Source organism: Poseidonocella sedimentorum (genome assembly GCF_900116005.1).
Lineage (GTDB): Bacteria > Pseudomonadota > Alphaproteobacteria > Rhodobacterales > Rhodobacteraceae > Poseidonocella > Poseidonocella sedimentorum.
The window spans coordinates 52,256-58,282 of record NZ_FOYI01000015.1 but is presented as its reverse complement, the minus strand read 5'-3'; the positions used below and the strand labels follow the sequence as shown (position 1 = coordinate 58,282).

Below are 6,027 nucleotides of genomic sequence, written 5' to 3'. Positions count from 1 at the left end.
TAGAGCGTCTTGTGAGGGCCATATTCCTTCGGAGCATCCCGCCAACGCAACCCATTGCGGTTGATGAAGATAATCCCGCTCAGAACACGACGATCATCGACGCGTGGCTTGCCGTGGGACTTCGGGAAGTAAGGCTCCAGGCGCGCCATCTGCGCGTCGCTCAACCAGAAAAGATCAGACATGTCACCGCTCTGTTTTCGGACGGTGAATCATGACGCCTCAATGAAATCAATGGGTCCTGACCCTAGTACTACAGCGGATTCTGATGGAAAGATGCCTGCTAGGCTTGCGAAGGCTTTCCGACCCCTATCAGGACAAACGGGGCGAAAATAAATCGATTACGGTTCGTGGTTTTAGCAACTATGTTGGCAAACAAGATCCGATCCTTCAGTCGCGAATTGATTCTGCTATGAATAATTGCGATTTTGCCAGAAATTTGTCGAACAAGCTGATTGCCCACGCAGATCTAGCAACGATGCAGGGAGGCGTCCCATTGGAAGATGTTAGTCGCCGCATGATCAATATATCTATTGATAAGATTGCCGAGGTTATAAAGTGGGTTTGTTCTGAATATATGAATGTGGATATGGATTTGAGGCCGATATCACAAACGAACGACGAACGAGACTTCCTCAAGGCGCTATACTTTGGCGCCAAAGTTATGCGAGAGCAGAGGGAACTTTATGATAGGTTACGGCAAGTTGGCAAATCTGCGGAACTGCAAAGCCTAGAAGTCTCGCGCGAACGAATTCCCGATTGGCTTCAACGAGATGATCCATAACTAGTCATCGACTAAACATCCAACTCCTCAACAAACCGCGCATTTTCCTGAATATACTGAAACCGCAGTTCCGGCTTTTTCCCCATCAGCCGTTCCACAAGGTCCCCGGTCTCCCCCGGTTCGTCCTCGTCAATCGTCACCCGGATGAGCTTGCGCGACCCCGGGTCCATCGTGGTTTCCTTCAGGTCCTTGGCGTCCATTTCACCAAGGCCCTTGAAGCGCGAGACGTCGATCTTGCCCTTGCCGCCGAGGCCCTTGTCGAGCCAGATGTCGCGCTCCGCCTCGTCGAGGCAGTAGACCCGGCGCGCGCCTTGGGTCAGCCGGTAGAGCGGCGGGCAGGCGAGGTAGAGGTGGCCGTGGTCGATGAGCGGGCGCATCTGGGTGAAGAAAAACGTCATGAGCAGCGAGGCGATATGCGCGCCGTCCACGTCCGCGTCGGTCATGATGATGATCTTGTCATAGCGTAAATCGTCGATGTTGAAGCGCGTCCCGAGCCCGGTGCCGAGCGCCTGGGTCAGGTCACTGATTTCGGCGTTGGTGCCCAGCTTCGACGAGGCCGCCCCGAGCACGTTGAGGATCTTGCCCCGCAGCGGCAGCAGCGCCTGGGTCTTGCGATCGCGCGCCATCTTGGCCGATCCGCCCGCCGAGTCGCCCTCCACGATGAAGAGCTCGGTCCCGTCCCGCGCCGTGGCCGAACAGTCAACCAACTTGCCCGGAAGCCGCAGTTTCTTCGTTGCTGATTTGCGCGCCGTTTCCTTCTCCTGCCGCCGCCGAAGGCGCTCTTCTGCCCGCAAGACGAGGAAATCGAGGATCGACCCGGCCGATTTCGTATCCGCCGCGAGCCAGTTGTCGAAGTGATCGCGCACAGAGTTCTCGACCAGCCGCTGCGCCTCCGTCGTCGCCAGCCGGTCCTTCGTCTGGCCGACGAATTCCGGCTCGCGGATGAAGCAGGACACCAGCGCGCAGCCGCCCGCCGTCAGGTCCTCGCGCGTAATCTGCGCCGCCTTCTTGTTGCCCACCAGCTCGCCATAGGCACGGATCCCCTTGAGGATCGCAGCCCAAAAGCCGGCCTCATGCGTGCCGCCTTCCGGCGTGGGCACCGTGTTGCAGTAGGACTGGATGAACCCATCGCGTGAGGGCGTCCAGTTGATTGCCCATTCCACCTTACCTGGAACGCCGAATTTCTCTTTGAAATCAACCACACCGGCAAAGGGCTTGTCCGCGTAGGTGGAGGCGGATCCGAGCGTTTCGGTGAGGTAATCCGACAGCCCGCCGGGGAAATGGAAGCTCGCCTCGTTCGGCGTCTCGCCGTCATCGATGTAGCTCTTCCAACGGATCTCGACGCCGGAAAAAAGGTAGGCCTTGGAGCGGACCATCTTGAAAACGCGCGCGGGCTTGAAGCGATGATGGCCGAAAATCTCGGGGTCCGCGTGGAAGGTCACGGTCGTCCCGCGCCGGTTGGGCGCAGCGCCGATCTTCTCGACCCCGCCCTGGGGGACGCCCCGCGAAAACCGCTGCTCATAGAGCTCCCGGTTCCGCGCTACCTGCACCACCAGACTGTCCGACAGCGCGTTCACAACCGACGCGCCAACCCCGTGCAACCCGCCCGATGTCTCATAGGCCTTGCCCGAAAACTTGCCCCCCGCATGCAGCGTGCAGAGGATCACCTCAAGCGCCGACTTGCCCGGAAACTTGGGGTGCGGATCGATCGGAATGCCCCGGCCATTATCTTGAACCGTAAGGGAAAAATCGGCATTCAGCGTGATCTCGATGCGGTTGGCATGGCCCGCCACGGCCTCGTCCATCGAGTTGTCGAGGATCTCGGCCACCATGTGATGGAGCGCGCGCTCGTCGGTGCCGCCGATATACATGCCGGGGCGTTTGCGCACCGGTTCGAGCCCTTCAAGGACTTCGATCTGCGAGGCGTTGTATTCCCCGCCATCCGTCGCGGTCAGGAGGTCATCGGCCATGGCTGCTCACTTTTTTGGGGCTTTGTTTTGCGGTGAGTATGACAGAGCGCGGGGGCTTGGAAAAGACGATTGACGCGCGCTGCCGTAGCGCCATGCTGAGGGCAAAACGGAGGGACACATGCGGATTGCATTCACGGGCGGATCGGGCAAGGCAGGGCGGCACGCGGTCGCCTATCTGCAGGCGCAGGGGCATGAGGTGCTGAACCTCGATCTTGCGCCGCTGGAGGGGTGCGACTCGCTGCAGGTCGATCTGACGGACTCAGGATCGGTCTTTAATGCGCTGACATCCATGAAGAATTTTGACGATCTCGAAAAGCCCGCGACGCCGCGGTTTGACGCGGTGGTGCATTTCGCGGCCATCCCGCGGATCATGATCAAACCCGATCAGGAGACGTTTCGCATCAACACGATGAGCACCTACAACGTCATGGAAGCGGCGGTCAAACTGGGGATCCCGAAGGTGATTTTCGCCTCCAGCGAAACGACTTACGCCGTCTGCTTTGCCCATGGCGATCTCAAGCCGGACTACCTGCCGGTGGACGAGGCGCACCCCACCGTGCCGCATGACAGCTACGCCATGTCGAAGGTCGCCAACGAGGCCTGCGGGCGGAGCTTTCAGGCTAGATCGGGCATCGACATCTACGGGCTTCGCATCAACAACGTGATCGAACCCCATGAATACGCTGCGAATTTTCCGGCCTTCATGAAGGACCCGTCACTCCGCCGCCGCAACATATTCGCTTATATCGATGCGCGCGATCTGGGGCATATGGTGGACTGTTGCCTCAAAACCGACGGGCTCGGCTACGAGGTTTTCAACGTCGCGAACCCCGATCTTTCGGTGGGGATCAGCAACGCGGAGGTGCGCCGGCGCTACTACGAGGGTGTGCCGGTCACGCGCGAGATGGGCGAACGGGAGACGTTTTACGACATCACCAAGGCGCAAAAGCTCGTCGGATTCGCCCCCAAACACAGCTGGCGCGACGTGCTGACCACCGAGGTTTAAAAATCTTGCAGAAAAATCAGCTAGATTGATAAGGAAAGAAATTCCCTCTGTTCATCTGTGAGTAAAAGATTCAGACTTTCATCAATCCATGCAACGCCGTATTTGGCAAGTTCACCAGCGCTTTGCTTTACGTTTAGATTTGGGTGCAAAGGAACTGGGATTGATTTTCCCTCTTGGTCCGTGATCGTTGATACATAAAAATCACGATTACGTATCACGGCAGGTATGTTTCCGACGACTTTCGCAATTCGCCTTTCAGCCCATTCAATGGTACCGCTTATTGGATGGCCGTTTAAGCTGCAATTTATCATCGTAAGGTCTTGACCAAAAGGTATTCTCATTAAGCCTCCACCGGAGGCGTCTGGTGCAACAATCAAATGAGTGTCGAGCAACTCCCCGCTAACTAAATCTCTTTTGAATTCGTCCTCTGGGTGATCAATGTGATTTCTGCTCTGGACCATAAATCTGACGAATTTGTCTGCAGATGCGAAATTTTCTCTTTTCCAAGCTATAGGTCGGCGTTTGGGGTTATCCTTACCGATTCTAAAAACCAAGTTCAGGGATAGCTTCAAATGCCGTACGAAGTTGGCCCAAGCCAAATGAGCATCCGTGCTATCTTTTGCATTCGCGAGATCACTATTTGCTCTTTCGAGGCCTCGAAGCTCAATTTTGAGGCGCGCAAGATTTTTGTCAACTTTTTCAGTCATAAATAGCTATCTCATTAAACCCTCAAACTCACGCCATTCCCCTTTGGACATGCCGGAATTCTCCTGTGTAATCTCTTCACCTTTCAGCGTTCGGCGGACGCAATCAAGGGCTGTGGCCGAGAGGGTGGTGCCGCCCATGCGGTAGTCTTCGAAGGCTTTGTAGGCAAAGGGGACCCAATCGGCGACGATTTTGCAGATTTCTTCGGCGTAGACGCGGATTTCGTATTGGGCGTGGGCGTCGGCGCGCAGGCGCAGGAAGTGCAGCAGGTTGTGCAGGTCCACCTTCCAGTACCATTGGGTGTAGATATTGGCGGGCAGGTTCATGCGCGCGAGTTCGCGGGCGAGGCCTTGTTGGCCGTCGTCGCTGATCATTTCCTCGTAGTGGTCATAGGCGCGCATGGCGTCGTCGCGCAGGTAGCGCAACACGCGGTCGGCCTCTTCGCCGGAGAGCGCTTCGCCCCGGCCCTGGTTGTTGACCACCGACTGGGCGGCGAGGTGTTCGGGCTGGGGGATGTAGAATTCGCGGTCGAGGATCGAGTAGCGGGCGGAGTATTCGTTGACGTTGGCTGTCCGGTGGCGGATCCACTGGCGGGCGACGAAGACGGGGAGCTTCACGTGGAGCTTGATTTCGCACATCTCGAAGGGGGTCGAGTGCCAGTGGCGCATGAGGTAGCGGATCAGGCCTTCGTCATTCTGGACCGACTTGGTGCCGCGGCCGTAGGAGACGCGGGCGGCCTGACAGATGGCTTCGTCGTCGCCCATGTAGTCGATGACCCGGACGAGCCCGTGGTCGAGCACCGGGTAGGCGGTGTAGAGGTGGGCCTCCATGCCGGGGCTGGTGGCGCGCAGGGTTTGCCGCGTGGTGCCGCGCTGCTCTTCGATCTCGGCCTGCTGCTCGGGGGTGAGGGTCATGTGCGGCGCTCCTTCTGGGCGGGATTGTGCGGTCTTTGTTGAGTCGCAGACCACTATATCTTGCGGGCCGGCTCTGCGGAACCGCGTCATGCGGGTGGGTTTTGGTGATTGGACGGCGGCGCGAAACGCTCTAGGCTCTGCGCCAGCGGGCGCGGGGAGACTGCGCCGGATGTCTCAGCTAAAGGAGGCCCCGATGGGCATAGAATATCTGCACACCATGGTTCGGGTGAAGGATCTGGACGCGTCGATCAAGTTTTACGAGCTTCTCGGGCTCACCGAGCGGCGCCGCATCGAGAACGAGGGCGGGCGCTTCACGCTGGTGTTCCTGTGCCCGCCGGGACAGGCAGACGGGACGGCGGATGTCGAGCTGACCTACAACTGGGATGGCGATGAGGGCCTGCCGTCGGATTCGCGGCATTTTGGGCATCTGGCCTATCGGGTCGACGATATTTACGCGCTTTGCCAGACGCTTATGGATGCGGGGATAACGATCAACCGGCCCCCGCGCGACGGGCACATGGCCTTTGTGCGCAGCCCCGACAATGTCTCGATCGAGCTGTTGCAGCGGGGCGAGGCGCTTGCGCCGCAGGAACCTTGGGCCAGCATGGGCAACACCGGGCATTGGTGAGGCGGATAAGGTAGGGCACCGCG

7 protein-coding genes are annotated in these 6,027 nt (G+C 58.5%); 3 read left to right on the top strand and 4 right to left on the bottom strand.

Annotated features, from left to right (window positions below; genetic code table 11):
- Positions 1-182 (bottom strand): transposase (locus BM353_RS15370; protein ID WP_139132307.1); only part of this gene is annotated, 182 nt, incomplete at its 3' end.
- Positions 183-238: 56 nt separating this feature from the next.
- On the opposite strand from BM353_RS15370, the gene BM353_RS16735 reads away from it, so the two are divergent.
- On the top strand, positions 239-781 hold the full coding sequence (locus tag BM353_RS16735) for an AbiU2 domain-containing protein (protein WP_281248132.1): 543 nt from the start codon (positions 239-241) through the stop codon (positions 779-781).
- 11 nt (positions 782-792) lie between these two features.
- Here BM353_RS16735 and parE read toward each other — a convergent pair whose 3' ends face one another.
- Entirely contained in the window at positions 793-2,751 is a 1,959-nt protein-coding gene (gene parE, locus BM353_RS15365) for a DNA topoisomerase IV subunit B (RefSeq protein ID WP_092082439.1), read from the bottom strand.
- A 118-nt stretch (positions 2,752-2,869) separates the two neighbouring features.
- On the opposite strand from parE, the gene BM353_RS15360 reads away from it, so the two are divergent.
- Positions 2,870-3,757 (top strand): NAD-dependent epimerase/dehydratase family protein, encoded by an 888-nt coding sequence (locus BM353_RS15360; RefSeq protein WP_092082437.1) that lies wholly within the window; start codon positions 2,870-2,872, stop codon positions 3,755-3,757.
- Between the two features lie 20 nt (positions 3,758-3,777).
- Here the strand turns inward: BM353_RS15360 and BM353_RS16730 are convergent, their stop codons facing one another.
- Together BM353_RS16730 and thyX are read right to left on the bottom strand one after the other, a co-directional pair.
- Positions 3,778-4,464: a hypothetical protein gene (locus tag BM353_RS16730; protein WP_143104191.1), complete on the bottom strand. Its 687-nt coding sequence runs from the start codon at positions 4,462-4,464 to the stop codon at positions 3,778-3,780.
- Between the two features lie 6 nt (positions 4,465-4,470).
- On the bottom strand, positions 4,471-5,376 hold the full coding sequence (gene thyX, locus BM353_RS15355) for an FAD-dependent thymidylate synthase (RefSeq protein WP_092082435.1): 906 nt from the start codon (positions 5,374-5,376) through the stop codon (positions 4,471-4,473).
- 193 nt (positions 5,377-5,569) lie between these two features.
- Between thyX and BM353_RS15350 the strand changes: the two genes are divergently transcribed.
- Positions 5,570-6,004 (top strand): VOC family protein, encoded by a 435-nt coding sequence (locus BM353_RS15350; RefSeq protein ID WP_092082433.1) that lies wholly within the window; start codon positions 5,570-5,572, stop codon positions 6,002-6,004.
- The last annotated feature ends 23 nt before the right edge of the window (positions 6,005-6,027 follow it).